At 43.2% G+C, this 24,826-nt stretch carries 22 protein-coding genes and 1 riboswitch; of the genes, 4 read left to right on the top strand and 18 right to left on the bottom strand.

The features are described from left to right. The first annotated feature begins 64 nt into the window (after positions 1-64). Positions 65-1,267 (top strand): cation:proton antiporter, encoded by a 1,203-nt coding sequence (locus L1D21_RS14560; RefSeq protein ID WP_239845993.1) that lies wholly within the window; start codon positions 65-67, stop codon positions 1,265-1,267. A gap of 123 nt (positions 1,268-1,390) precedes the next feature. Continuing rightward, positions 1,391-2,953, top strand: a complete 1,563-nt coding sequence (locus tag L1D21_RS14555; RefSeq protein WP_239845992.1) for an amidase — start codon at positions 1,391-1,393, stop codon at positions 2,951-2,953. A 111-nt stretch (positions 2,954-3,064) separates the two neighbouring features. Here L1D21_RS14555 and L1D21_RS14550 read toward each other — a convergent pair whose 3' ends face one another. Then, positions 3,065-3,613 carry a hypothetical protein gene (locus L1D21_RS14550; RefSeq protein ID WP_239845991.1) on the bottom strand — a complete coding sequence of 183 codons (549 nt, stop codon included), beginning with the start codon at positions 3,611-3,613 and terminating at the stop codon, positions 3,065-3,067. Between the two features lie 84 nt (positions 3,614-3,697). Next, a riboswitch (cyclic di-GMP riboswitch) is annotated at positions 3,698-3,787 on the bottom strand. Between the two features lie 544 nt (positions 3,788-4,331). Between L1D21_RS14550 and L1D21_RS14545 the strand changes: the two genes are divergently transcribed. Further along, the gene (locus L1D21_RS14545) at positions 4,332-4,580 is read left to right on the top strand and encodes a hypothetical protein (protein ID WP_239845990.1); all 249 of its coding nucleotides are present in this window, start codon (positions 4,332-4,334) and stop codon (positions 4,578-4,580) included. Positions 4,581-4,881: 301 nt separating this feature from the next. Then, positions 4,882-5,544 carry a hypothetical protein gene (locus L1D21_RS14540; protein ID WP_239845989.1) on the top strand — a complete coding sequence of 221 codons (663 nt, stop codon included), beginning with the start codon at positions 4,882-4,884 and terminating at the stop codon, positions 5,542-5,544. A 604-nt stretch (positions 5,545-6,148) separates the two neighbouring features. Here the strand turns inward: L1D21_RS14540 and glmS are convergent. From glmS to mnmG, 17 genes are all read right to left on the bottom strand, one after another. Then, the gene (glmS, locus tag L1D21_RS14535) at positions 6,149-7,978 is read right to left on the bottom strand and encodes a glutamine--fructose-6-phosphate transaminase (isomerizing) (protein ID WP_239845988.1); all 1,830 of its coding nucleotides are present in this window, start codon (positions 7,976-7,978) and stop codon (positions 6,149-6,151) included. 36 nt (positions 7,979-8,014) lie between these two features. Continuing rightward, positions 8,015-8,785: a DeoR family transcriptional regulator gene (locus L1D21_RS14530; protein ID WP_239845987.1), complete on the bottom strand. Its 771-nt coding sequence runs from the start codon at positions 8,783-8,785 to the stop codon at positions 8,015-8,017. A 195-nt stretch (positions 8,786-8,980) separates the two neighbouring features. After that, positions 8,981-11,119: a TonB-dependent receptor gene (locus tag L1D21_RS14525; RefSeq protein WP_239845986.1), complete on the bottom strand. Its 2,139-nt coding sequence runs from the start codon at positions 11,117-11,119 to the stop codon at positions 8,981-8,983. Positions 11,120-11,329: 210 nt separating this feature from the next. Next, entirely contained in the window at positions 11,330-12,694 is a 1,365-nt protein-coding gene (glmU, locus tag L1D21_RS14520; protein WP_239845985.1) for a bifunctional UDP-N-acetylglucosamine diphosphorylase/glucosamine-1-phosphate N-acetyltransferase GlmU, read from the bottom strand. A gap of 183 nt (positions 12,695-12,877) precedes the next feature. Further along, positions 12,878-13,306, bottom strand: coding sequence for a F0F1 ATP synthase subunit epsilon (locus L1D21_RS14515; protein WP_239845984.1), 429 nt, complete (start codon positions 13,304-13,306; stop codon positions 12,878-12,880). A gap of 33 nt (positions 13,307-13,339) precedes the next feature. Further along, entirely contained in the window at positions 13,340-14,716 is a 1,377-nt protein-coding gene (gene atpD, locus L1D21_RS14510) for a F0F1 ATP synthase subunit beta (RefSeq protein WP_239845983.1), read from the bottom strand. Between the two features lie 35 nt (positions 14,717-14,751). Continuing rightward, positions 14,752-15,612 (bottom strand): F0F1 ATP synthase subunit gamma, encoded by an 861-nt coding sequence (atpG, locus tag L1D21_RS14505; protein WP_239845982.1) that lies wholly within the window; start codon positions 15,610-15,612, stop codon positions 14,752-14,754. Between the two features lie 49 nt (positions 15,613-15,661). Next, positions 15,662-17,203, bottom strand: a complete 1,542-nt coding sequence (atpA, locus tag L1D21_RS14500; protein WP_239845981.1) for a F0F1 ATP synthase subunit alpha — start codon at positions 17,201-17,203, stop codon at positions 15,662-15,664. A gap of 14 nt (positions 17,204-17,217) precedes the next feature. Next, the gene (gene atpH / locus L1D21_RS14495; protein ID WP_239845980.1) at positions 17,218-17,751 is read right to left on the bottom strand and encodes a F0F1 ATP synthase subunit delta; all 534 of its coding nucleotides are present in this window, start codon (positions 17,749-17,751) and stop codon (positions 17,218-17,220) included. A 15-nt stretch (positions 17,752-17,766) separates the two neighbouring features. Beyond that, positions 17,767-18,237 (bottom strand): F0F1 ATP synthase subunit B, encoded by a 471-nt coding sequence (atpF, locus tag L1D21_RS14490; protein ID WP_239845979.1) that lies wholly within the window; start codon positions 18,235-18,237, stop codon positions 17,767-17,769. Positions 18,238-18,274: 37 nt separating this feature from the next. Then, the gene (gene atpE, locus L1D21_RS14485; protein ID WP_011639455.1) at positions 18,275-18,526 is read right to left on the bottom strand and encodes a F0F1 ATP synthase subunit C; all 252 of its coding nucleotides are present in this window, start codon (positions 18,524-18,526) and stop codon (positions 18,275-18,277) included. A 70-nt stretch (positions 18,527-18,596) separates the two neighbouring features. Then, a complete protein-coding gene (gene atpB / locus L1D21_RS14480; RefSeq protein ID WP_239845978.1) occupies positions 18,597-19,391 on the bottom strand; it encodes a F0F1 ATP synthase subunit A in 795 nt (264 codons plus the stop codon). 12 nt (positions 19,392-19,403) lie between these two features. Beyond that, positions 19,404-19,787, bottom strand: coding sequence for an ATP synthase subunit I (locus tag L1D21_RS14475; RefSeq protein WP_239845977.1), 384 nt, complete (start codon positions 19,785-19,787; stop codon positions 19,404-19,406). 223 nt (positions 19,788-20,010) lie between these two features. Then, the gene (locus L1D21_RS14470; RefSeq protein WP_239845976.1) at positions 20,011-20,889 is read right to left on the bottom strand and encodes a ParB/RepB/Spo0J family partition protein; all 879 of its coding nucleotides are present in this window, start codon (positions 20,887-20,889) and stop codon (positions 20,011-20,013) included. A gap of 10 nt (positions 20,890-20,899) precedes the next feature. Continuing rightward, positions 20,900-21,688: a ParA family protein gene (locus tag L1D21_RS14465; RefSeq protein ID WP_239845975.1), complete on the bottom strand. Its 789-nt coding sequence runs from the start codon at positions 21,686-21,688 to the stop codon at positions 20,900-20,902. Positions 21,689-21,787: 99 nt separating this feature from the next. Beyond that, positions 21,788-22,411: a 16S rRNA (guanine(527)-N(7))-methyltransferase RsmG gene (rsmG, locus tag L1D21_RS14460; RefSeq protein ID WP_239845974.1), complete on the bottom strand. Its 624-nt coding sequence runs from the start codon at positions 22,409-22,411 to the stop codon at positions 21,788-21,790. Positions 22,412-22,513: 102 nt separating this feature from the next. After that, complete coding sequence (gene mnmG / locus L1D21_RS14455) at positions 22,514-24,403, bottom strand: tRNA uridine-5-carboxymethylaminomethyl(34) synthesis enzyme MnmG (RefSeq protein WP_239845973.1); 1,890 nt, start codon at positions 24,401-24,403, stop codon at positions 22,514-22,516. Positions 24,404-24,826 lie beyond the last annotated feature (423 nt).

Genomic DNA, 24,826 nt, shown 5'->3' with positions numbered 1-24,826 from the left:
AGTGAATAGTAAATAGCAATCGCCGTTTTGACTTCCATTGAGAAAACACAGGGAATGGCTCACTATGGATGAACATCTAGTCATATTGCTAATCGCTTTAATCGTCTTAGTTTATGGCTACATCTCTAAATGGTTAGCGCGCTTTAATATTTCCGGCCCCATGGTATTTACCGGGCTGGGTCTCGCATTATCGCCCATAGGCCTAGGGATAACCCAGGTCGAAGTTGATACTGAGTTTGTCACCCTGCTGGTGGAAGTGGCACTGGTATTGGTGCTGTTTAGTGATGCTGCGTTACTGGAGCTCAAACTGCTAAAACAATCTTGGAAATTACCCGCCAGATTACTCTTCATCGGACTGCCAATCACCATAGTGGCAGGGGCCGGTGTCGCTAAGCTGTTTTTCCCTGAACTCCCCAGCTTCTATCTTTTACTGTTAGCTTTACTGTTAACCCCCACCGATGCAGTATTGGGCAAAGCCGTAGTCTCAGATCCTAAAGTCCCAGAAAAAATCCGCTCAACTATTAATGTCGAAAGCGGTTTAAACGATGGCATTATCTTCCCCATCTTGATCACTGTGGTGGCGCTAATTTTAAGTGGCGTCGAACATGCTCAAGATAATCGCTGGCTAGGCTATGTAGCCCAGCAGATCATCTTCGGTGCTCTCGTCGGTGGGCTGGTGGGATATTTAGGCACTAAGCTGCAAACCTCATGCTTTAATCGCAATTGGATGGTCGAAACCTATCTCAACCTAATCCCTATCGCGCTGGCAATTCTAGCTTTCTATTTAGCCGAGGCTTTCTCAGGTAATGGCTTCATTGCCGCCTTCTTTGCAGGGCTTTATGCGGGCAACACCAATGAAATGACCCGCGGTCATATTGAAGACTTTGCCGAAAGCGAAGGAGAGTTATTAGTCTTGATCAGTTTTTTCATCTTTGGATTGGCGTTTGTGCCAATTACCTTGCCTTTCGTCACTGTCAATGTGCTGTTGTATTCCCTACTGAGCCTCACTTTATTGCGAATGCTACCTGTGATCATCTCGCTACTTGGCAGTCGGCTTAATCTCGCTACCATGGCATTTATCGCTTGGTTTGGCCCACGTGGTATAGCATCTATTTTATATGTATTGATTGTCGCTCATGAAATGGGCGGAATTAAAGGTTTCGAAACCCTCTATGCCGTTGTCACCACCACGGTATTGATGAGTATCATCGCCCATGGTCTATCGGCACAACCTCTGGCTAATTGGTATGCCAAGCATCATGGATAGAGCAAGTTCCGGATAAATTAATTGCCATAACAGGCTCAGTAATGACTGCACTCGTCACAGTCACGATTGTTATTAAGTCTTAAATGTTGTAAAAATGTTAAAAATAACATTTAAGGAAGTGTCATGGGGATTAAAACTAGGCTATTTGCCACCGCGCTCATCATATCAGGGCTAAGTGCCTGTGCCAGTCAAAATAGCAATCCATCGATCAGTCTATCTCAAGCAAATCTGCTCCAGCTTCAGCAGCAATTACAACGGGGGCAGCTAACTTCAGAACAGTTAGTGGGTTACTATTTACAGCGAATTGACGCCTTAAACCACAATGGGCCGCAGCTAAATGCGGTCATTAGCATTAATCCCAATGCACTCGCTCAAGCTAAAGAAGCCGATAAACAGCGTCAGTTAGGCAATCTCACCGGGCCACTTCAGGGTATTCCTGTATTATTAAAAGATAATATTGATACTGGTGATGGCTTGGCTAATACCGCAGGCTCGGTATTATTTAAAGATAACTACCCGAAAGATGATGCATTTATAGTCCAGCAGCTACGTAAAGCTGGCGCAATTATTCTAGGAAAATCAAACCTGAGCGAATGGGCTAACTTTCGCTCGACACGCTCTAGTTCAGGCTGGAGTGGCATAGGTAATCAAACCCGTAACCCTTACGACACCAGTACATCTCCATGTGGATCCAGTTCTGGCTCTGCCGTCGCAGTCGCAGCCGATCTGGTTTCTCTTGCAGTCGGTACAGAGACTGACGGATCGGTTGTTTGCCCCAGCGCCATGAACGGAGTTGTAGGCATCAAACCTACGGTAGGCTTGATTAGCCGCGACGGCATCATTCCAATTTCCCATAGCCAAGATACGGCAGGACCAATGGCACGCTCTGTCACTGGTGCCGTTATATTGTTAGATGCCTTGGCAAGCTACGATAAAAATGACCATGACAGTTATTCAAGCCAACAAACTTTTGCCACACATTTAACGCTGGAAGGACTGAAGGGAAAACGAATAGGCGTTGTACGTAATTTAATGGGTTATCACCCTATATTAGATGCGCGTTTTGAGGAACAGCTCAAGTTGCTGCAAGCCCAAGGAGCTGTGCTGGTTAATAATGTAAATCTACCCGAAATGAACAAATGGCAAGCACTAGAACTACCCATTTTACTGCATGAATTTAGACAAGGGATTGCAGATTACTTAAATAGTACCGAGTTGCCCTATAAAACACTCACCGACCTTATAGAAGCCAATAAAGCCAATGCCAATGAGGAGCTAGGGATTTTCGGCCAAGAACTGTTTGAGATGGCCGACAACAATCATTTCGAGTCACAACAAGCCTATCAACAAGCCTTAAGCGATGCTAAACAATTAGCCGGAAAACAGGGGATTGATGCGGTATTGGCTGAACATAAGTTAGATCTATTAATAGCACCGACCGTCGGCCCGGCCTGGAAAATAGATCATATCAATGGCGACCATTATTTAGGCGCAGCCAGTTCACCGGCGGCTGTTGCCGGATACCCACACATTACTGTTCCTATGGGACTAATAACCGCAGGCGATGCCAAGCCTTTACCCGTTGGACTGAGTTTCTTTGGTACAGCGAAATCTGAAGCCACGCTCATCGAAGCAGCATATGGTTACGAACAAGCGAGTCAAGCACGTCTGCCACCCAAGCAATAACTTAGTCTTATGCTGTAAGGTATAAAAAGAGCTTTTAAAAAATTAACTGATATGAAAAAAATGCCACGCCGATGAGGGCGTGGCATGCTTGAAGCTCGAGCTCTACTGTACTTATTCGGTTATGGGTAGATCCATCCATTCACTTGGCGTCAAGCCTGACTCAGCAGCAGGCGCAAACATCACTTGCAATAACGGACTTTCGCTGCCTACGTATTGGATGCTGCCTTCGACTAACACCCAAGTCTGACCTTGGCTTTGGCCTTGGCCAGGTCCGCTACATTCACCCACGTTGGCATACTCTGGATTACTGTTAATATCCATACCTTCAAGATTAAAGCCGGTGATCATTCCCTTCTTATTTTTTCGTGAATCCAGCGTTGCCCCTGCATCGACTGATGTACTCGTTGATGGGTATGTTGTTTTGGTTAGCTTATCACCTGTATACCTTTCACATTTCCAGGTAATGGTTCCCTCGCTGATAAAGCGAAATTGTAGCGCACCGGCATTTTCCTGCAGTTGACTGTTGTTCCAATCAAAAAGCGACTGAATATCTCCTTTCCCCACAAAACCGACACCATTTTCATCATAGGTGACAGAAGCATTAGCCGAAAGAGCAATAAACAAAGATGCTAAAGCGACTACAGTATTTTTAATTTTCATAAACTCTCCGAAAGGTAAAAAATAAATTTCCGTATAAAATAAGTACTGCTTGTCATTAGCGCAGCACTTAAATTTTTCACCTGATTCGGCAACTCAGCCATCTTAATAACAGCAAATACACTAAGATCCGAAGTTTTGCGGCCCCGTTTCACAACGGGTGTGCCTGTTCGTCAGTTAACATTGGACCATTAGCACATCCTAAAGTCCTATTATAAGATGATTGATAATTTTCGAATCGTCAAACCTAAGCAGTAAAAATATTTTTCTTATAAAATAGATAGCTATATAAATACCTACCTAACTCATACACCAGAGTAAAATAAACACTTTTAGGCTAAAGCAACGCATTTTATAGGCTGTAACATATTGATAAATTTTATTAGTTGTTTGTTGCAACGATTCTAGCTAGCGTAGTTGCCTATCAATATAAGAAGGTGGTCGACTCAGCATTTTTTTGGCAACTCATTCAAGGCGAATGGATGATGGAATGGTGACTCCCTTGTGAGGCAACTCAAGGCAGAAGTCGGAAGCCAAAAACATACCTAGCAGGCGAGTTTTAGCACTTATGATACGGTGTTAACGAGTTTGACCGTAGAATAACTATGCTCTCCACTCCTTGCCTCAGAAACGCTAAATTCTCGTAGAGCTATCACTTCTTTATACTGATTGGTAAACATTAAATGAGCGTTTTTAATTTCTGAACATGGGAGTTCCAAGGATGAAACATATACTGATATCAGCCGCGACAGTTTGCTTATTAGCGGCATGTAGTTCTTCACCAAATGAAGGAAAAACGGCTAGCACTCAACCAGAGCGTACTGATGGTTATCGTTGCGATAAAGTTGTCGAAACGGGTTCACGAATTTCTACCCGTCGCTGTACAACGGCCCAGCAACGCGAGGATGAAAAACGTGAAGCGGATGTGATGATGCGCAACAATCGTGTGCTATCAGAAAGTCGCGAATAATTTCTATTTTTTAAAGTAATATTTAGATGTCACTTCAATAGAGTGATATCTAATTATCTACCACTCCAAATTTACATGTAAAGTGTCTAAGATATTAGGGGCTTACCACAAAACACCATATGGAACATTTCGATGTGATAATGCATGTAGCATTGACAGCAATTGGAATGTTACTGATTGCTGTGGTGGGAGCGTTTGGAAGATGATGGAATAACGCTTTATCGATTATGGCAACCATCATATATTTTGTGATGGTTGCCTAAAGCATATGGAATGTTTAAGAAATAGGAGCCGAATTCTCATGAAAAAATGGACTTTGATGTTATTGTCAATTTTTGCAATTACAATATTAATTTCTGTATACACAAATCAAGTTGATAATGGTGATAAAGAATTCAACTATAACTCGAATGGTACTGATGGTGTTACACCTAATGGAAGTTCTGAATTAATAAAACCCCAAAATAAAAACAATTATAATGATTCAAGAGATATACAGCATGTAGTCATTCCACCTCAAGATAGCCTTATCAATAAATCACAGGTTGATGATATTTTGGAAGCGAAAAAGTCAGAAGTTGTTATTAAAAGTGATTTTTTTGAAGAAATGGGGGCGGAAGATATGAACTTATTGATTGACACGGTAAAATACTCAACGCAAAAAAATGAATATTCTTATGAAACAGAAGAAAAAATAAATAATGAATTAAGTAATTTGAATTTAGATAATATTTCATTAGGGTCGGCAGTAGAAGCAAACTGTGATATGCAAGTGTGTATTATAAATTTCCTTTCAGATGATAAGGTGTCAGCTATTAATACGCTCGAATATTTAAGCAATAATAAAAAAATTGGAAATCACTTAAGAGGTGGTATTTTGAAAGTGTTTGAGGAAGACGGGGCCTTTCATGGATTGATGTACGCTGTTGTTGGGGAGCATGGTGGAACTGTAAAAATAAATTAGTATATTAACTTCATCAGAAGTCTGGTGATAATTTCATAAATATTAATTTAGTTCAAGGATTGACATAAATTCTAACTTAATAATGACCAATATTGATAGAGATAAAGATAAGGCTGGGACGTTACATTTTGTTACTGTTAGGGTGGTGTTTAATTAAAAAAATCACAACTTTTCACCAGGTTCATTATTCTTTGGTAGACAAACAAATCTGTGCTTTCTTAGGCTTTTACCCCATTAATTAATCTGTGAATGTAGAGGTCATGAGAATCTGCCCACGTGCTCAAAGGTTAGTCATACAAAAATTAATCCGAATCTAAAAAGGTATACCTAAAGCCCTATCTCACTTTTGTCCAAAAGTGTGTTCCCTTAACTTCCAATTTTCTGATTGGAACCTATCTATTGCTAATTTGGCTCTAGCCAACCATTAAATATGGTGTGGCAGTTCAAATTTCCAATAAGCGCAATATTACAAAACTCATTAAATTATAAAAAAGGAGCTCACTGAGCTCCTTTACACTTTCCAACTTTGTTCAGTTGTTTCCATCTTTATTCAGACGTTTCCAACTTTATTTAGAATCCACAACAACCATTTAAAAACAACAACTTATTCTACAGTTACTGATTTAGCTAGGTTTCGAGGCTGATCTACATCGGTGCCTTTAATTAAGGCCACATGATATGAAAGTAGCTGTAATGGAATGGTATAAATCAATGCAGCCATATACTCATCGCAATGTGGCACAGGAATGACTTTCATGGTGTCATCAGATTCAAACTCGGCATCGCGATCGGCAAACACATACATTAAGCCGCCACGAGCACGCACCTCTTCCACATTTGATTTAAGTTTCTCTAGCAGTTCGTTATTAGGCGCAACCACAATTACCGGCATATCAGCATCGATCAACGCCAATGGGCCATGTTTTAGCTCACCAGATGCATAGGCTTCAGCGTGGATATAAGAGATCTCTTTTAGTTTGAGCGCCCCTTCCATCGCAATAGGATACTGATCACCACGACCTAAAAATAAGGCATGATGTTTATCGGCAAAGTCTTCTGCTAATTCGGCAATTTCATCATCCAGACCGAGAACCTGCTCAACTTTGGCTGGCATAGATTGTAGGCTCTTGGTGATACCAGCCAATGTTTCATCTGACATACCGTTATGACGACCAATTGCGGCCGTTAGCATTAAAAGCCCAGCCAACTGAACCGTGAATGCTTTAGTGGAAGCTACACCAATTTCGGCGCCAGCTTTCATCATATAAGCCATATCGGATTCTCTGACTAATGAAGAACCTGGGGCATTACAGATAGTCATAGTCGCTTTATAACCCATCTCTTTTGCCAAACGCAGTGCCGCCAAAGTATCGGCTGTTTCGCCTGACTGAGAGATAGTGACTAACAAGCTATTAGGGAACAGATGCGATTTGCGATAACGAAACTCAGAGGCAATTTCAACATTACAAGAAACCCCAGCCCAATCTTCTAGCCAGTAACGCGCCGCCATACCTGCGTGATAACTGGTACCACAGGCGATGATTTGCACGTGTTTAATATCTTTTAAAAACTCGGCGGCATTGTCACCAAAAGCAGAATCTAATACCTGTCCACCAGCAATACGCCCTTCTAAGGTATGAGAAATCGCACGGGGCTGCTCGTAAATCTCTTTAAGCATATAGTGGCGATATTCACCTTTATCGCCGGCATCATGAGTCACTTCTGACTCTTTGATTTCACGCTCAACAGCATTACCATCTAAATCGAAAATAGACACGCTGCGGCGCATCACCTCGGCCACATCGCCCTCTTCTAAGAAAGCAAAAGAGCGAGTTACAGGTAGTAATGCAAGTTGATCTGAAGCAACAAAGTTTTCACCCAGTCCAAAACCAATCACTAGCGGGCTACCACTGCGCGCCACTATCATGCGTTCGCTATCACGACGGTCAATAACCACTGTACCGTAGGCGCCTTCAAGCTGTTTAACCGTTGCCTGAACCGCTGCAAGTAAGGTGTCATGGCTTTTAAGTTCATGGTGCACTAGATGACAAATAACCTCGGTGTCTGTGTCTGATGCGAACACATAACCCAAACCTTTAAGCATCTCACGTAACTTGTTGTGGTTTTCGATAATACCGTTATGAACGACGGCAATATCACCACTGGATAAATGAGGATGAGCATTACGCTCACTAGGCTCACCATGAGTAGCCCAGCGAGTATGTGCAATACCGGTTCCGCCGATTAATGGACTTTCATCAAGGGCGCTAGATAGCTCCTGCACCTTACCGACTCGGCGAGTACTGCTGAGTTGGCCTTGATTAATCACCGCAACACCGGCTGAGTCATAACCACGGTATTCGAGACGGCGTAGGCCTTCTACTAAGATTTCTGCCACATCCCTTTGCGCTACTGCACCAACGATTCCGCACATAGTCGTTTCCTAAAAATTGAATAATTAAAAATAAAGTTATTTAAAGTAGGGCGCCAAAATGACATTAACGCCCTGCTGAGTGATCTGTTCTACGATGGCTGCATCGATTCTATCGTCGGTCACCAGAGCACTTATTTGCTCCCACGCTAGCTCAAGATTAGGAATACGCTTGCCTATCTTATCTGAGTCGACCATCACGATAACTTCTCGTGAGACTTCTGCCATCACCTTGCTTAAACCGGTTAATTCATTAAACGTGGTTGTGCCTCGTTCGAGATCGATTCCATCGGCACCTATAAACAGTTGATCAAAGTTATATGAACGCAATACCTGTTCAGCTACCTGTCCCTGAAAAGATTCTGAATGTGGGTCCCAAGTGCCACCGGTCATCAATAATGTGGGTTCATTTTCCAACTCATGAATAGCATTAGCCAACTGCAATGCATTAGTCATTACCACTAAACCGCGCTTATCGTTAAGTTGCTGCACTAGACCTGATGTCGTGCTGCCACTGTCGATAATGATGCGATTATGATCTTTAATCAGTTTGGCAGCCGCTTGAGCAATCGCCATTTTATTAGGAGATAATTTGGCGCTAAATTGCTGAGTAACTTCATCAGGAATCGCTACGGCACCGCCATAGCGACGTAGCAGAAGCCCAGTTTTTTCTAACGCGGCAAGATCTTTTCTTATGGTGACTTCAGAGGTAGAAAAACGATTGGCAAGCTCATCGACGCTAACTTCGCCCTGCTCATTTAAGATGGCAATAATGCTATGTCTGCGCTGTTGAGTGTTTCGTTTGTTCATTATATCTTTCAGTTAACTTTCGTTTCGGAAGTTATATAGTAATGAATCGAAACTTTTATTACCAGTACTTATACTGATATTGTGACTAATTCCTAGCAATAAAGGGGATTACAAATTACCTAAGTAGCGGCCAAAAAAAACCAGTAGTCGAAACTACTGGCTTAATGAAATCATCACCCTATAGAAGGTTAGAAGTTAGAACTTAGCTTGCAGGGCTAAACCAAAGTTACGTCCTTCACCCACAGTCACATCTGTATTAGTGCCACCGGCAAGATAATCGGTATCAAATAGATTTTGAACGTTTAAACGCAGGTTAACATCTGTTCCCATTACATCCATATTGTATGCCGCACCTAAATCAAAACGGACATAAGCCTCTTTTGTAATGTCATTTGAGGTGTTTGCGAAACGTTCGCCCACATACACTGCACCAAAGTTAAAAGCTAAGTTTTCGGTCATTTCGTAGCGAGTCCAGATATTAGCCGACCATTCAGGAGCATCTACTGGCGTTTTGCCATTAAGGCTATCATTTGCAGGGCGTACATATTCGGCATCGAGATACATCATTGAGCTGGTTACGAACCATTTTTCACTGACCTGGCCTTGGGCACCCACCTCAAAACCTCTATGGTGTTGCTCACCACTTTGAGTAGTAATGGTTTGATCACCAGCGGCATTAATAACATTGAGATCTTCGGTCACGGTAACATTAGAAACTTTTATGTCGAAGATGGCACCAGTTAGTAACAAGCTAGCATCGAACAACTCCCATTTAGTGCCCACTTCATACTGTTCCCCATATTCAGGGTCAAGATTCATCCCGTCATTAACGTCTAAATCATTATTGACGCTACCTTGTGGAACAAAACTTTTAGAGTAGTTGAAATAGATGCTGCCATTTTCCGCTGGAGAGTAAATCACTCCCACTTTAGGTGATACCGCGTAGTTGTTTTGTCCCTCGCCGTCTTTCTTCTGCTCATCGTAACGAACACCTGCAAGCAGTTGCCAAGTATCGTTGATGGTGATCAGATCTTGCAGGTAAAAACCATAATGCTTGTAATCATTCTCAGATAGGCTAGCACGGTGATAATCTAAATCAGGCTTAGCTACAGGTTGACCAGGCATAACTAGCTGACCACGTTGACCGGAGTCTCGCTGCACTCCGTAATAGTACTCCAGCATATTTGCACCGATAAGTAATTGATGCTCTAGCCCAAAGGTTTCCACTTGGCTTGTAAAATCGATGAAGCCTGTTTTATGTTGCCAATCATCGTAACGGTCAAATGCACTTATGGTGTAACCATCGGCAAATGGATCTTCAGAACCTCTAACTAAACTTGGTGATGAATCTAAGCGCTGACGATTAAATTGCTGATCGTTATAACCCGCTTTGACTTTCCAATCACTGCTGATGTGGTAAGTCAGTTCGGCACCTAGATTAGAAATGGTGTTATCGGTAAACGCCCAAGGCATGTCCCAAATAATCTCTTTGCCCCCAATAAGGTCACCGTCACTATTTAACCAGCCACCACGGTCGATACCTGTCTTATCTTGAGTATGATCATATTTAAGCGACAGCAATAAGTCGTCAGTAATATCAAACTCTAGGTTTAAATAACCTAACCAGCGATCACGCTCTTGATTGCTGCTATCTTGGTACTCTCTCCAGTATTCAGTATCTTGCTTCACTAACACGCTGCGATAGCGAATAGTCTGCGCTTCATTTAAGCTGCCACCCGCATCCAGTTGAAAACGAGTAGAGCCATGTTCATCGGTATCAAAGCCCAGTTCGAATAGTGAATCGTAGGTCGGCTTCTTTGTCACCATATTGATCAAACCACCTGGACCTGACTGACCATACAACATGCTTGATGGGCCTTTTAACACTTCCACTTGCTGTAATGTTTCAATAGGTTGTACATAGTGCGACCATTGCTGCTGACCATTGATGAGGAAGCCCGAACCTGATGACAATTCAAAACCACGAATATTAAAGACTTGGCGGTTCCATTTTTCGCTACCACCAGTCACACTTGAATCGTTAACTAATACTTCAGAAAGGTTAGTTGCCAACTGCTCGTCGGTAACAAAATCGGGAATGACGGCTACCGATTGCGGAGTGTCCATTAAGTCGATATCACCGCGCATTGCGCCCGAAGCCACACCGACTTTGTAATCATTAAATGTTCTGCCAGATACGGTTATACGTTCTATTTTGTTATCAATAGCCGCTGTAGTTTGTGCTTCATCTGCAGCGACAGCCATGCTAGATAAGACACTAAAAACCGCTAATCCCACTCTCGAATAACTAAAACAACGACACTTAACAGACATAACAACCTCAAAATGATAATGGCAACAACCTTTAAGTTGTTGCGACTATAAATGAGAATCGTTTTTATTTAAACTAATTTACAGATGTTTACTTTCCAACTGTGATCCCTGTCTGCTTCTCCAATTTGAAATGGTCAAAATTCAAACAAACCTCTATTTTTAAACAATAAAAAAGCGACCCTTAGGTCGCTTCACTTACACTTCGTCGAGTTACTTTTTAATCTTAACCGGTCTCGCCCAACCAGAAATATGGCGCTGTTTGACTCGTGTAATAACTAATTCATCTGCTGCAACGTCACGAGTGATTGTTGAGCCGGCGCCTAATGTCGCTCCTTTGCCAATAGTAACTGGCGCAACAAGCTGAGTATCACTCCCCACAAAGACATCATCTTCGATCACTGTCAGATGCTTATTAACACCATCATAATTACAAGTGATCGTTCCCGCACCAATATTCACCCCAGCACCAACTTTAGCGTCACCAATATAAGCTAAGTGTCCCGCTTTAGAGCCTTCACCCAAAACGGCTTTCTTCATCTCAACGAAATTACCTATGTGCGCATCACGTTTCAATTCGGCTCCCGGACGTAAACGCGCAAATGGACCCGCGCTCGCCGCTTCACCGACAATGGCATTTTCAACGATAGAATAAGGTTTAATCTCAGCATTATCGGCAATTTCACAGTCGATCAGAATAGCGCCCGCACCAATGGTAACATTGTTACCTATGGTAACCTTACCTTGAAAAATAACATTCACATCCACCATCACATCCATACCTACGGTAACATCACCACGAATATCGATACGGGCAGGATCGCGTAAATTAGCACCTGCTAACATTAATTGTTCGGCAGCTCTAGCCTGATAAGCGCGTTCGAGTTGTGCTAGCTGTACACGGTTATTAGCACCTTCAACCTCAATAGCTGACTCAGGCTGCGCCGTGGTGATAGCCACGCCATCACGATGAGCCATGGCAACGATATCGGTAAGATAATATTCCCCTTGAGCATTATCTGACGACAGTTGGCTCAACCAGTTCTTAAGCTGCTTACCTGGAGCGGCCATGATACCTGTGTTAATTTCATCTATCTTCAACTGCTCAACATTGGCATCTTTCTGCTCGACAATTCCCACAACTTTGCCCGCTTCTCGGACAATACGACCATAACCTGTCGGATTAGGCAAATTAACGGTAAGTATCGCCAATCCATCGGTTTCACGAGCCTTGAGTAACGCTTCAAGAGTCGATGATTGAATCAAAGGTACATCGCCGTATAGGATCAATACCGTATCATCATCGTTAATATTATCGTTAGCCTGCGCCACCGCATGGCCTGTACCTAACTGCTCTGCCTGCAATACCCAGTTCAGTTGCTGCTCGCCCAGCTTTTGTTTTAATTGCTCGGCGCCGTAACCGTAGACCAACTGAATAGCGTCACTGCCCACTTGATGAGCGGTATCAATAACGTGCTGAACCATACTTTTATGGGCAATAGGATGAAGAACTTTAGGAAGATCTGAGCGCATGCGAGTTCCTTTGCCTGCAGCCAGAATAACGACATTAAGAGCCATGAAATGATCCTTGAGCGAATGCTGTAAAAATAAAAATAGAGGTCAATTTTATGCAGTGATTTTAAAGTAAAACCTCGATAAAAGCGAAGTTGATTGGTGATACCAAGACATACAGAATTAAATATCAGCAACAAAAAAGGCGGTCACCTTTCGGTTTCCGCCTTTTAATATCAAACAATAACCTTATCTGGCAATGTTCTTCTTGATGGTTTCTACAACGCGCAATTGAGCGATAGCCTGAGCTAATTCAATCGCTGCAGCGGCATAGTTAAAGTCTGCACCTGCATCAGCCATATGGGCTTCTGCACGACGCTTGGCTTCTACAGCTGCCTGCTCATCAATCTCTTCGGCACGCAATACCACGTCAGCCAATACGGATACTGAGAAAGGTTGTACTTCCAGGATACCACCTGAAAGATAGAACACTTCTTCTTTACCATCTTGTTTGACGATGCGCGCCATGCCAGGTTTGATATGGGTAAGCAAAGGTGTATGACCAGGCATAATACCTAAGTCACCTTCTGCACCTGATACCTGTAGATGTGCTACAAGACCTGAATAGATGCTATTTTCTGCGCTTACAATATCAAGTTGTACTGTCATGGCTGCCATCCGTTCTCCTTAAAATATCAAGCTAATGCTCGATTATTTTTTGTTAGCTCGCTCGATTACTTCGTCGATTGAACCTGCCATGTAGAACGCTTGCTCTGGAATGTGATCGAACTCACCTTCCAATAGTCCCTTAAAGCCACGGATAGTGTCTTTTAGAGAAACGTACTTACCTGGAGAACCGGTGAATACTTCTGCTACGAAGAATGGCTGAGAAAGATATTTTTCAATCTTACGCGCACGAGATACCGTTGTCTTATCTTCATCAGATAATTCATCCATACCTAGAATCGCAATGATATCTTTCAGCTCTTTATAGCGCTGTAGTACAGTCTGTACACCGCTTGCTACGTCGTAATGCTCTTGGCCAACAACCTGTGGATCTAGCTGACGTGAAGTCGAATCCAATGGGTCAACCGCTGGGTAAATACCCAGAGAAGCAATGTTACGTGACAATACAACAGTCGCATCTAAGTGAGCGAAGGTTGTTGCTGGTGACGGATCCGTCAAGTCATCCGCAGGTACGTATACCGCTTGAACAGAGGTAATAGACCCTGTCTTAGTCGATGTAATACGCTCCTGAAGTACACCCATCTCTTCAGCCAATGTTGGCTGGTAACCTACTGCTGATGGCATACGGCCTAGCAGTGCAGATACTTCGGTACCCGCCAAGGTGTAACGATAGATGTTATCGACGAACAATAGTACGTCTTTACCTTCATCACGGAACTTCTCAGCCATAGTTAGACCGGTAAGTGCAACGCGAAGACGGTTTCCTGGAGGCTCGTTCATCTGACCATAAACCATGGCCACTTTATCGAGTACGCCAGATTCTTCCATCTCGTAGTAGAAGTCGTTACCCTCACGAGTACGCTCACCTACACCGGCGAATACTGACAAACCAGAGTGTGCTTTAGCGATGTTGTTAATCAGTTCCATCATGTTAACTGTCTTACCAACACCCGCACCACCAAACAGACCTACTTTACCACCCTTAGCAAACGGACATACAAGGTCGATAACCTTGATACCTGTTTCTAAAAGTTCAGTAGTGTTTGACTGATCTTCATATGAAGGAGCTTCACGGTGAATTTCATAACGCTCTTCTTCACCAATAGGACCCGCTTCATCAACAGGCTGACCTAATACGTTCATGATACGGCCTAGGGTCTTATCCCCAACCGGAACAGTAATAGGTGAACCAGTATTTACTACCTCGATACCACGACGCAGACCATCTGAAGAACCCATAGCGATGGTACGAACTACACCACCACCAAGTTGTTGCTGAACTTCCAGCACCAAGCCTTCACTTTTGATCTCTAGAGCGTCATAGACCTGAGGTACGGCATCATGTGGAAACTCAACGTCCACAACCGCGCCAATTACTTGGACTACAGTACCTGTGCTCATGATTAATCCTCTAAAACTTGTATTCGTTACCTAGCCTAAACCGCAGCGGCACCGGAAACAATTTCCGACAGTTCTTGCGTAATCGCAGCCTGACGGGCTTTGTTGTACACCAACTGCAAGTCATCGATAAGCTCACCAGCGTTGTCTGTCGCAGCTTTCATCGCAACCATACGGGCTGCTTGCTCAGAAGCGATGTTTTCAACAACACCTTGATACACTTGAGACTCAACATAACGAACCAATAAGGTTTCCAAAATTTCTTTTGGATCTGGCTCATAAATGTAGTCCCAGTGATGAGTAATCTCATCATCTTGTGACTTAGGCAAAGGTAGCAGCTGTTCGATCACAGGCGTCTGGCTCATGGTATTAACAAACTTGTTAAATACCACATACAGACGGTCTAGCTCGCCTTTGTTGTAAGCTTGAAGCATTACGCGCACTGTTCCGATCAAATCAGATAACGACGGAGCGTCACCTAAACCTGATGCATGAGCAGACACTTTGCCTCCAAAGCTATTGAAGAACTGCACACTGCGAGCACCAATTGGGCAGAATTCAACATCTACCCCTTGCTCACGCCAGTTCTTCACGTCTGCGACAACCTTTTTGAAAAGGTTGACGTTTAGACCACCACAAAGACCACGGTCGGTTGACACTACAATGTAACCAACTCGCTTAGCTTCTCTCACTTCCAAATATGGATGCTTATATTCGAGAGAACCTTGCGCCACGTGACCGATCACCTTACGCATATTTTCCGCATAGGGACGACTTGAAGCCATGCGATCCTGCGCCTTGCGCATTTTGCTGGCTGCAACCATTTCCATTGCGGATGTGATCTTCTGAGTGTTTTGTACACTCGCGATCTTGGTTTTAATCTCTTTAGCGCCGGCCATCTTTACTCTCCAATCTGGACCTGAGGTGCCTAAAGACACCTCTGTGTCTTTACCAGGTTTGGGTTTCTACGAACTTGTCGAGGCCAGCCTTCAAACCACCTTCAATATCGGCGTTATAATCGCCAGTATCGTTGATAGTCTTCATTAGGTCAGCATGCTCGCTGTTCATGTAAGAGAGCAAAGAAGCTTCGAAATCACCGATCTTGTTCAGCTCAACACCTTTTAGGTAGCCTTTTTCAGCTGCGAAAATAGACACAGACTGAGCCGCTACGCTCATTGGCGCATATTGCTTTTGCTTCATAAGTTCGGTAACACGCTCACCATGCTCAAGCTGAGCACGAGTTGCATCATCTAGATCCGATGCAAACTGAGAGAACGCCGCAAGCTCTCGATACTGTGCAAGTGCAGTACGGATACCGCCTGACAGTTTCTTGATGATCTTAGTCTGCGCAGCACCACCAACACGAGAAACCGAAATACCAGGGTTAACAGCAGGACGTAAGCCTGAGTTAAATAGGTCGGTTTCAAGGAAGATCTGACCATCGGTAATAGAAATTACGTTAGTCGGTACGAATGCAGAAACGTCACCAGCTTGAGTTTCAATAATCGGTAGTGCAGTTAAAGAACCTGTTTGGCCCTTAACTTCGCCGTTAGTGAACTTCTCAACATACTCAACGTTTACACGTGAAGCACGTTCTAGTAGACGTGAGTGAAGATAGAAAACATCACCTGGGTATGCTTCACGTCCAGGAGGACGCTTAAGCAGCAATGAGATCTGACGGTAAGCAACTGCTTGCTTAGATAGATCATCATAGACGATTAATGAGTCTTCACCGCGGTCACGGAAGTATTCACCCATTGAACAACCAGAGTATGGCGCCAAGTATTGTAGTGCAGCAGCTTCAGAAGCTGTAGCAACAACAATGATGGTATTAGCCAATGCACCGTGTTCTTCAAGTTTGCGCACTACGTTTGCAATGGTAGAAGCTTTTTGGCCTACCGCTACGTATACACACTTAATGCCAGAGTCTTTTTGGTTGATAATGGCATCGATCGCTAGTGCTGTTTTACCAGTCTGACGGTCACCAATTACCAATTCACGTTGTCCACGACCGATTGGGATCATAGAGTCAACGGCTTTATAACCAGTTTGCACTGGTTGATCTACTGACTTACGTTCAATAACGCCTGGTGCAATTACTTCAACAGGAGAGAAACCATCGTTATCGATAGGTCCTTTACCGTCGATTGGTTGACCCAAGGTGTTGACAACACGGCCTAATAGACCACGGCCAACTGGGACTTCCAAAATACGACCAGTTGTTTTAACTTTTTGACCTTCTGCCAAATCGGCATAAGGACCCATAACTACGGCACCTACAGAATCACGTTCTAAGTTCAACGCGATTGCATAACGGTTACCAGGCAGTTCGATCATCTCACCTTGCATTACATCTGCAAGACCGTGAACGCGAATGATGCCGTCACTAACTGCAACGATAGTACCTTCGTTGCGAGCTTCACTAACGACTTCGAACTGCTCGATCCGCTGTTTAATCAGATCGCTGATTTCAGTGGAATTCAGTTGCATGCTCAAACTCCCAATTACGACTGCAGGGTATCAGACAGACGGTTTAGTTTACCGCTGACCGAGCCATCAATGACTAGGTCGCCTGCCGTGATAATTACACCAGCCACAAGGCTGGCATCTACGCTGCAATTCAGCTTAACTTTGCGTGTGAGACGTTTCTCTAGAGAAGCACTAATTTGCTGCTGTTGCTCTGTGCTAAGCTCAGTGGCAGAAACAACATTTGCTTCAACCTCTTTCGCCCACTCATTTTTGAACTGATGAAACAGTTCATACACAGCAGGTAGTACTTCCAAACGACCGTTTTCAGCCATTACCTTTAACAGATTTTGACCTTGCTCATTAACCTGCTCACCACAAACCTTAATGAAAAGGTCGGCAAGCTGGTGGCTGGCAATGCTGCCAGACAGTAGTGGCTTCATCGTCTCGTTTTCACTGACTTGAGCTGCAAAATCAAGCATCTCTGCCCAACTTTCTACTGCTTTGTTTTCTAGAGCAAAATCAAACGCTGCCTTTGCGTAAGGACGAGCGATGGTGGTTATTTCAGCCATAACTCAACTCCCTTATCAAATTTCAGCAACAAGTTTATTAACTATGTCACTGTGGGCGGCTTCATCAATCGAACGCTCAAGGATCTTCTCTGCGCCAGCGATGGCTAGAGTAGCAACTTGCTTACGCAAGTCTTCTTTCACGCGATTACGTTCAGCTTCAATTTCTGCTTTACCCTGAGCGATAATTTTTGCACGCTCAGCGTCTGCTTCGGCTTTGGCCTCATCGACAATCTGAGCTTTACGCTTATTAGCTTGCTCAATGATTTCGTTAGCAGTTGCCTTAGCTTCTTTTAGTTGGTCGGTGGCTTTCGCCTGTGCCAACTCAAGGTCTTTTACAGCACGATCAGCATCAGCTAGACCGTCGGCTATCCTTTTTTGGCGCTCTTCGATGGCATTCATCAAAGGCGGCCAAACAAACTTCATGCAGAACCACACGAAGATAATAAAGGCAACCGTCTGACCGATTAGGGTAGCGTTGATATTCACAACAGCCTCCTAGTTAGATTAAAGACAGAAGCGTTGATTACAGCATTGCACCCAGTGGGTTAGTAAACAGCATAAATAGTGCAATACCTACACCGATCATGGTTACCGCATCCAATAGACCAGCAACAATGAACATCTTAACTTGTAGCATAGGAGCCATTTCTGGTTGACGCGCAGCGCCTTCCAAGAACTTGCCACCTAGTAGGCCGAAACCGATAGCGGTACCTAGAGCACCCATACCAATCAGTAGAGCAACAGCAATTGCTGTCATGCCTAATACAGTTTCCATCTCTATCTCCAGTATTCTAAATCTTTAGTTAGTTAGTGATTTAGCTTAAAAAAAATTTCTTCAGCAACCCTTAATGATCTTCATGCGCCATGCTGAGATATACGATCGTCAGCATCATGAAGATAAACGCCTGTAGAGTGATAACTAAAATATGGAAGATTAACCAACCTAGTTGTAAACCAACACCTAGGGCAGATAACGCCATGTTAGCACCATACATCAACGCAATAAGGATGAAGATCAACTCACCTGCGTACAAGTTACCGAATAGACGCAAGGCCAATGAAATTGGCTTAGCAATCAGAGTAACCGACTCTAATAGGAGGTTGACGGGTATCATTGCCTTATGGTTGAAAGGCTGTAATGTCAATTCTTTAACAAAACCTGAAACACCCTTAACCTTAATGCTGTAATAAATAATCAGCAAGAACACACCAATAGCTAAGCTGAAGGTAATGTTAAGGTCAGTTGTTGGTACCACTTTCATGTATGGAATGCCAGCCGCAGCTGCCAAAGATGGGATCCAGTCTACTGGAACCATATCCATGAAGTTCATCATGAATACCCATACAAAGATTGTGAGTGCCAACGGAGCAATTACAGGATTGCGACCGTGGAAGGTCTCTTTCACACTAGAGTCAACAAACTCAACGATCATCTCAATAAAACATTGAAGTTTACCGGGAACACCTGTCGTTGCTTTTTTGCCAACACTGCGGAATAACCATAAGAAAAGAACACCAAGCCCAACCGAAAAGAACAACGAATCAATGTGCCATGTCCAGAAGCCTTCGCCAACGCTTAGGTTGGTAAGGTGGTGCTGGATATAGCCCTGCGGTGTTAACGCTTCACCAGTTGCAGCCATGATTCATCCCACTTAACTTTGCTTGAAGTATAAAGGAGCTGTCCAATGCACTATTAACGCTGAGATATAACAAACAAAAAGCGGCATAAATACGACCTTAAGATTGATAAAAACTAACGAAAACATTGCTATGGTTAACAGCAACTTTACCGCTTCCCCCCAGTAAAAAGTTTTCATAACTTTTCCTGCTGAACTTGCTCCCGTATGGGAAAAAGCGAGGGTCGCGAATACAAAATTAGGGAGTACAGCGATTGCACCACCCGCGATAGCGGATAGCCCAAACTGTTCTCCCCACACGGCGAAAAAGATAATCGAAACAATCCCAGCAATCGCCGCCTGCATCATCACCAATTTATAGGCAGACCAACGGCCACGACGTGCTAAAACCTTGCTCAATTCACCTTCTCCGCATTCATACTTTTTGTTTCTTTGTTCAGATAACGATTATCCGAACAATGACTAGGTACAAAAAGCTTGCGAAAGTATACCTTTTCGCACATTCAAAGCAAGTTTAAGGTGATAAAAATGGCGACTTTTAACTTGATCTACGCCAAAAGTCTAAAAGTGGCAAATTAACAGATGTTACAAAGTTACATAATATCGTGTTAACTTGTGATATTTATCCAATTTTGGCAATTATTCCATCTAATTCGGCTAAATTTTGATAATTAATTACCATTTTTCCCTTACCCTTTTTATTGTGAGTAATGGTTACTTTGGCACCTAATTTATCAATTAACTGGCTCTCTAGACGGACGACATCTTGATCTTTTGTGGTTTTTTCGACGATTTCAGGTTGGCTTAAGGTTTTATTAACTAACCGTTCAGTTTCACGAACAGTTAGTTCTTTAGTACTAACTAATCTAGCGAGAATAATTTGCTGTTCACCGGATACGGCAAGTAAGGCCCTGGCATGTCCCATATCGATATCACCATACTCAAGCATGCGTTTCACAGGCTCTTGTAATCCGTTTAATCGTAGTAGGTTTGACACTGTTGCACGAGATTTCCCTACAGCATCGGCAGTTTGTTGGTGAGTAAGGTCAAATTCTTCAATTAAGCGATTAAGGGCAATCGCTTCTTCCATTGCATTAAGATCTTCACGTTGAATATTCTCAATCAAGGCTATCACTCCAGCCGCTTCATCAGGAACCTGCTTAATGATACAGGGAACCTTATCTAATTTAGCAAGTTGAGCAGCTCTCCAGCGACGTTCACCGGCAATGATTTCATAGGTTTTATCAGAGACTCTACGTACAACGATGGGCTGAATTATCCCTTGTGTACGAATAGATTCAGCTAGCTCTTCTAATGCCTCTGGAGACATATCTTTTCGTGGCTGATATTTCCCCGGCTGCAATAGATCTAGCGCGATCATCTTTAACTCTTCACCGGAGCTGTTAGCACTATCTTTGGCTTGAGCCTGTGTTGCAGCGGCATGGCTAGTACTTAAAAGTGCATCTAATCCTTTGCCTAAGCCACGTTTTTTCGCTGTCATCTATTTTTCCTTAAACTTGCTCTAACTTTGAATGCTGCTCTGCGCGTCTAATTATTTCACCGGCTAAAGCAAGATAAGCCTTAGCTCCCGCACTGGATTTATCATAATACATGGCTGGAGCACCAAAACTAGGCGCTTCGGCTAATCTGACATTTCTTGGGATCACAGTTCGGTAAACTTTATCACCAAAATGCTGTTTGAGTTGATCAGATACATCGTTAGCTAGGCGGTTTCGAGGATCGTACATGGTACGCAATATCCCTTCGATCGCTAACCCAGGATTAACCATAGAGGCTAACTTCGAAATGGTGTCCATCAATGCGGTTAACCCTTCAAGGGCATAATACTCACACTGCATTGGAACCAAAATAGAATCGGCTGCAGACATCGCATTAACCGTCAGCATATTTAACGAAGGAGGGCAGTCAATAAAGATAAAATCATATTCATCTTTTACCGGAGCCAGTGCATTACGCAAACGGATCTCACGGGCAAAAAACTCCATCAACTTGATTTCAGCGGCGGTCACATCACCATTAGCGGCGATCAGATCATATTTACCCGCAGTGTCATGGTAGGCGACTTCGGCAACGCTTTTTTCTTCGACTAACAACTCATAGGCCGTATTTTCAACACTGTATTTGTCGACACCACTGCCCATAGTGGCATTGCCTTGAGGATCGAGATCGATCAGCAATACTTTGCGCTTTGTGGCAGCCAAAGATGCAGCTAAATTGACACAAGTTGTTGTTTTTCCGACGCCACCTTTCTGGTTGGCCACGGCTATCACTTTACCCACAATATTATCCTGTCTATCACGTTAGCAGATATTGGTATGCTGATTCAGCTATAACAAATTGCTTGAACTGATTAAAGAATGCAACTCATAAGCCTTAAATTACTGGGTTTTAACCACTCTCAGTAAGTGACGTTGCTCATCGAGACGAGGTACTTTTAATTCAAATACATCGGTAACACTAAAATTATCAGGTAATTGTGCCATCTCTTCATCGCTAAGTTGACCTTTTAGCGCATAGAAACAACCACTGGATTTAGGTAAATGCTGACACCAATGCAACATATCTTCGATGGATGCAAAGGCTCGGCTTAATACGCCATCAAATTTGTCTTGTGGTTGATAAGCTTCGACCCGGCTTTCAATCGAGGTGATATTTTCGATACCCAGTTCAAATTGAACCTGTTTTTGAAAACGAATTCGTTTACCTAAGCTGTCGAGTAACACAAATTGTTTATCGGGATTCATAATTGCCAAAGGGATCCCTGGTAGACCTGGACCGGTTCCGACATCGATAAATCGATCGCCAACTAAATAACGACTCGCAGCTAAACTATCCATGATATGACGGATCAACATCTGCTCAGGATCTCTCACAGAGGTTAGGTTATACGCCTTATTCCATTTTGCCAGCATAGCGACAAAGTCCAGCAATTGCTGTTTCTGCTTAGGCGTGGCCGACATTTCGATTTCGGCCAAATAGGTATCTAATTGGGCTGCTAACACAGGAGTATCCTCGATAAACAATGGGATATTATGAAGTGATGACGCCTAGATGGGAAGTAGCAAACCTCTCATCTAGGCGAACAATTGGTAACACATGGGGATTTACGCGCTTTTTCTAAGCAAACCACGTTTTTTAAGATGAACCAATAAGATCGAAATCGCCGCAGGAGTAATACCTGAAATACGCGATGCTTGACCTATGGTTTCAGGTTTATGATCGTTAAGCTTAGCAATCACTTCATTTGAAAGACCTGGTACTTCTTGATAATCAAGTTCTTGTGGCATCAAGGTTTTTTCGTTACGAACAGCCTTATCAATCTCATCTTGCTGACGTTGAATGTAACCCGAGTATTTCACCTGGATCTGAACTTGCTCGGCAGCACGTTGATCTTCAATTGCCGGGCCAAAACCTTCAATATCCATCAATTTGGGATAATCTAGCTCAGGACGACGCAACAGCTCTTCGAAAGTCGCTTCACGGGTGATTGGCGTTTTCAAATGTGGATTCAGAGCATCGACCAGAGGTGAATTAGGGTGGATCCATTGGCTACGTAAACGCTGTAGTTCTAATTCGATAGCTTCACGTTTAGCATTAAACTTAGCCCAGCGATCATCGTTAACTAAACCAAGCTCACGACCTTTTTCGGTTAAGCGCAGATCGGCATTATCTTCACGCAACAATAGGCGATATTCAGCACGGCTAGTAAACATGCGGTAGGGCTCTTTAGTACCGAGAGTGGATAAATCATCGACCAATACGCCAAGATAAGCTTCATCACGACGTGGACACCAAGCCTCTTTACCTTGTATTTGAAGTGATGCGTTCATCCCTGCCAATAGACCTTGAGCACCAGCTTCTTCATAACCCGTTGTACCATTGATTTGTCCAGCAAAGAATAAACCATTGATAGACTTAGTTTCTAACGAGCTTTTTAGATCTCTGGGATCAAAATAATCATATTCAATGGCATAACCAGGACGAATTATTTGTGCATTTTCCATCCCTTGGATAGAACGCACTAAATTTAACTGCACATCGAAAGGCAAACTGGTTGATATGCCGTTAGGGTAGATCTCAGTGGTATTTAATCCTTCTGGCTCGATAAAGATCTGGTGAGAAGTCTTATCGGCAAAGCGATTAATTTTATCTTCGATCGATGGACAATATCTTGGGCCAATTCCTTCGATCACACCTGAATACATTGGGCTGCGATCGAGTCCGCCACGAATAATATCGTGAGTACGCTCGTTAGTATGAGTGACATAACAAGAAACTTGGCGTGGATGTTGGCTTACATCTCCAATAAATGACATAACAGGGAGAGGATCATCTCCTTTCTGTTCCGTCATCAAATCAAAATTAATGGTATTGGCATCGATTCGAGGCGGGGTACCTGTTTTAAGGCGGCCGACTCGAATAGGAAGTTCTTGTAAACGATGAGCAAGTGAAATTGATGGCGGATCACCAGCACGACCACCACTGTAATTTTCTAAACCAATATGAATTTTACCACTCAAAAAAGTGCCTGCAGTTAACACGACTGCTGGTGCTTCGAAAGCCAATCCCATTTGGGTAACCACACCAACAACGCGATCGTTTTCAACAATTAGATCGTCTACCGATTGTTGAAAGAGGCGAAGGTTGGGTTGGTTTTGTAAGATCTGTTGGATCTTAGCTCGATAGAGTGCTCTGTCAGCTTGTGCACGTGTTGCGCGTACCGCAGGGCCTTTACTGGAGTTTAATGTTCGAAATTGAATGCCTGCAAAGTCGGTAGCTGTTGCCATAGCACCGCCTAGTGCATCGATCTCTTTAACCAAATGTCCTTTACCAATTCCACCAATAGCAGGATTACAGGACATTTGGCCTAAGGTATCTATGTTGTGGGTCAGTAATAATGTTTTCGAACCCATTCTAGCTGATGCGAGTGCCGCTTCGGTTCCGGCATGGCCACCACCAACAACAATAACATCAAACCGTTCATGAAAATGCATCACAGTACCTTAAATAAAAACCGTATCTAAATTAAAAATGATATCGAATCATTTGGAAAAACTACTTATCGAGTAGCAGAGCATTTTAGCACTTGGATAGCATTAGGTGAAAGATCATTTTAGAGGTTTAGATCTCAATGGGATCGGCTTAATAGATCTTAAGATCTTTATATAGATCTCTTTATTATGTTTACTATTAGGATCGCTAATTACGGTGGATAACCTTTATTTTTATTTTAAATCAATAGTTAACAACTAAATATTCCTGTGATCTGATCGCGATCTAACCGACTTAAGCTTGGGGATAGATCGCTTACTTATCCACAAGGTGGATCTATCGTCAGATCGCCTGTTGAATAATACAGAGTTAGATCATCTATAAATAATATGTTATCCACAAATTTGTTATATTAAGATCTAATT

Source organism: Shewanella sp. Isolate11 (assembly GCF_022398315.1).
Classification (GTDB): domain Bacteria; phylum Pseudomonadota; class Gammaproteobacteria; order Enterobacterales; family Shewanellaceae; genus Shewanella.
Note: the sequence above shows the minus strand (reverse complement) of the source record. Positions and strands in the feature narration are given on the sequence as shown.

Excerpts from the sequence above, each read along its gene's own strand:
- atpA (WP_239845981.1), bottom strand. The coding sequence starts at position 17,203 with ATGCAACTGAATTCCACTGAAATCAGCGATCTGATTAAACAGCGGATC.
- L1D21_RS14560 (WP_239845993.1), top strand. The coding sequence starts at position 65 with ATGGATGAACATCTAGTCATATTGCTAATCGCTTTAATCGTCTTAGTT.
- L1D21_RS14470 (WP_239845976.1), bottom strand. The coding sequence starts at position 20,889 with ATGACAGCGAAAAAACGTGGCTTAGGCAAAGGATTAGATGCACTTTTA.
- L1D21_RS14555 (WP_239845992.1), top strand. The coding sequence starts at position 1,391 with ATGGGGATTAAAACTAGGCTATTTGCCACCGCGCTCATCATATCAGGG.
- atpB (WP_239845978.1), bottom strand. The coding sequence starts at position 19,391 with ATGGCTGCAACTGGTGAAGCGTTAACACCGCAGGGCTATATCCAGCAC.
- atpG (WP_239845982.1), bottom strand. The coding sequence starts at position 15,612 with ATGGCCGGCGCTAAAGAGATTAAAACCAAGATCGCGAGTGTACAAAAC.
- atpD (WP_239845983.1), bottom strand. The coding sequence starts at position 14,716 with ATGAGCACAGGTACTGTAGTCCAAGTAATTGGCGCGGTTGTGGACGTT.
- L1D21_RS14540 (WP_239845989.1), top strand. The coding sequence starts at position 4,882 with ATGAAAAAATGGACTTTGATGTTATTGTCAATTTTTGCAATTACAATA.
- L1D21_RS14550 (WP_239845991.1), bottom strand. The coding sequence starts at position 3,613 with ATGAAAATTAAAAATACTGTAGTCGCTTTAGCATCTTTGTTTATTGCT.
- glmS (WP_239845988.1), bottom strand. The coding sequence starts at position 7,978 with ATGTGCGGAATCGTTGGTGCAGTAGCGCAAAGGGATGTGGCAGAAATC.
- glmU (WP_239845985.1), bottom strand. The coding sequence starts at position 12,694 with ATGGCTCTTAATGTCGTTATTCTGGCTGCAGGCAAAGGAACTCGCATG.
- mnmG (WP_239845973.1), bottom strand. The coding sequence starts at position 24,403 with ATGCATTTTCATGAACGGTTTGATGTTATTGTTGTTGGTGGTGGCCAT.
- L1D21_RS14530 (WP_239845987.1), bottom strand. The coding sequence starts at position 8,785 with ATGAACAAACGAAACACTCAACAGCGCAGACATAGCATTATTGCCATC.
- atpH (WP_239845980.1), bottom strand. The coding sequence starts at position 17,751 with ATGGCTGAAATAACCACCATCGCTCGTCCTTACGCAAAGGCAGCGTTT.
- L1D21_RS14545 (WP_239845990.1), top strand. The coding sequence starts at position 4,332 with ATGAAACATATACTGATATCAGCCGCGACAGTTTGCTTATTAGCGGCA.
- atpE (WP_011639455.1), bottom strand. The coding sequence starts at position 18,526 with ATGGAAACTGTATTAGGCATGACAGCAATTGCTGTTGCTCTACTGATT.
- L1D21_RS14515 (WP_239845984.1), bottom strand. The coding sequence starts at position 13,306 with ATGGCAGCCATGACAGTACAACTTGATATTGTAAGCGCAGAAAATAGC.
- L1D21_RS14525 (WP_239845986.1), bottom strand. The coding sequence starts at position 11,119 with ATGTCTGTTAAGTGTCGTTGTTTTAGTTATTCGAGAGTGGGATTAGCG.